This is a genomic window from Enterorhabdus sp. P55, from assembly GCF_009911695.1.
Taxonomy (GTDB): Bacteria; Actinomycetota; Coriobacteriia; order Coriobacteriales; family Eggerthellaceae; genus Enterorhabdus.
Genome location: NZ_QWKK01000244.1, coordinates 1 through 1,067 on the forward strand (window position 1 = coordinate 1; position 1,067 = coordinate 1,067).

The 1,067-nt window shown below is 57.5% G+C and carries 3 pseudogenes; all 3 read right to left on the reverse strand.

What is annotated here, in order from left to right:
* Positions 1 to 242: pseudogene (locus tag D1643_RS12290) on the reverse strand (hypothetical protein); the annotation flags it as partial.
* 50 nt (positions 243 to 292) lie between these two features.
* Positions 293 to 634 (reverse strand): annotated as a pseudogene (locus D1643_RS11080) (hypothetical protein); the annotation flags it as partial.
* Between the two features lie 49 nt (positions 635 to 683).
* Positions 684 to 1,067, reverse strand: a pseudogene (gene lacI, locus D1643_RS11085) (DNA-binding transcriptional repressor LacI); the annotation flags it as partial.

The window sequence follows — 1,067 nt, forward strand, 5'->3', positions numbered from 1 at the left end:
AACAACTGGCGGTATGGATGCGGCGGGACCAGAGAAAAATCACTCAGGGTCAATGCCAGCGCTTCGTTAATACAGATGTAGGTGTTCCACAGGGTAGCCAGCAGCATCCTGCGATGCAGATCCGGAACATAATGGTGCAGGGCGCTGACTTCCGCGTTTCCAGACTTTACGAAACACGGAAACCGAAGACCATTCATGTTGTTGCTCAGGTCGCAGACGTTTTGCAGCAGCAGTCGCTTCACGTTCGCTCGCGTATCGGTGATTCATTCTGCTAACCAGTAAGGCAACCCCGCCAGCCTAGCCGGGTCCTCAACGACAGGAGCACGATCATGCGCACCCGTGGGGCCGCCATGCCGGCGATAATGGCCTGCTTCTCGCCGAAACGTTTGGTGGCGGGACCAGTGACGAAGGCTTGAGCGAGGGCGTGCAAGATTCCGAATACCGCAAGCGACAGGCCGATCATCGTCGCGCTCCAGCGAAAGCGGTCCTCGCCGAAAATGACCCAGAGCGCTGCCGGCACCTGTCCTACGAGTTGCATGATAAAGAAGACAGTCATAAGTGCGGCGACGATAGTCATGCCCCGCGCCCACCGGAAGGAGCTGACTGGGTTGAAGGCTCTCAAGGGCATCGGTCGAGATCCCGGTGCCTAATGAGTGAGCTAACTTACATTAATTGCGTTGCGCTCACTGCCCGCTTTCCAGTCGGGAAACCTGTCGTGCCAGCTGCATTAATGAATCGGCCAACGCGCGGGGAGAGGCGGTTTGCGTATTGGGCGCCAGGGTGGTTTTTCTTTTCACCAGTGAGACGGGCAACAGCTGATTGCCCTTCACCGCCTGGCCCTGAGAGAGTTGCAGCAAGCGGTCCACGCTGGTTTGCCCCAGCAGGCGAAAATCCTGTTTGATGGTGGTTAACGGCGGGATATAACATGAGCTGTCTTCGGTATCGTCGTATCCCACTACCGAGATATCCGCACCAACGCGCAGCCCGGACTCGGTAATGGCGCGCATTGCGCCCAGCGCCATCTGATCGTTGGCAACCAGCATCGCAGTGGGAACGATGCCCTCATT